General features: G+C 64.2%; 1 protein-coding gene. It reads right to left on the bottom strand.

Annotated elements, in window-relative coordinates; all coding sequences use genetic code 11:
- Positions 1-271 precede the first annotated feature (271 nt).
- A partial coding sequence (locus FVV99_RS18455; protein ID WP_148255590.1) for an IS110 family RNA-guided transposase occupies positions 272-946 on the bottom strand: 675 nt, incomplete at its 5' end.

Raw genomic sequence — 946 nt, 5'->3', positions numbered from 1 at the left:
AAACCGCTTATATGGACCCGTCCCGTTGTGCAAGCCCGAATCGCCATGGCCGGGGTGAGACTGCACGCTTATATCCGGCCTGTTAGCGGCACATCATCGGTGCCTGGCCATGATGGGATGCGCGCTCTCCGCTCTTATCTCCTACGCGGCCTCAGTATGGGCCATGCGGTTTCACAGAATGGCGGAGAGCCGGTCTTACCTGTCGTGCCATCAACGCTCGTGCCTGCGCAACCTCCGGGAACTCACTGTCGTACCATTGCCACCCCTGGCGTCACGGGGTGGCCGTGTAACCCCTGTCTCGTGCCATCACCGCCCAGCAGATCCGACCCAGCTTGTTGGCCAGGGCCACGCAGGCCTTGGCGACCCCACGCCGTGCCGCCAAGGCGCACGCCCAGCGGGCCAGTCGATCAGGCTGCGGCTGCCGCTGAAACGACCGCAACGCCGCTCGGGCACCGTGCACGAGTTGCCGACGCACCTCGCCATTACCGCGCTTGGAGATGCTCATCAGTTGCTCCTTCCCGCCACTCGAGTGCTGCCGGGGCACCAGGCCAATCGAGGCACTGAAGCATCGGCCATTGGCAAACCGACCCGGGTCGCCAATGTGGCTGGCCAACAGCGTGGCATTCACTGGGCCGATACCGGGCACGCTCATCAGCCGCTGGCACGCCGGTGTCGTCTTCGCCAGCCGTACCAGGCGCTGATCGTAAGCGCGGATGCGAGCATCCAGCGCTAACCACTGATCCAACACATCATCCAGCACCACGAAGAGATCGTCTCCCAGGTCCTCTCGATGCTCGGCGAGCAACCGCCTGACCTCGCCTTGGCGAAACACCGAGTGCCCCTTGGCCACGCTCATTCCCATTTCAGCGAGCAAGCCATGTAGCTCGTTGCCCAGTGCCGTGCGGTTGGCGATCGCTCGGGAACGCACGCGATGCATGGCTTGCAG

The sequence above is a fragment of the Aidingimonas lacisalsi genome, from assembly GCF_008079445.1.
Lineage (GTDB): Bacteria > Pseudomonadota > Gammaproteobacteria > Pseudomonadales > Halomonadaceae > Aidingimonas > Aidingimonas lacisalsi.
The sequence above is the reverse complement of the archived record's forward strand: the minus strand, read 5'-3'. Positions and strand labels throughout refer to the sequence as shown.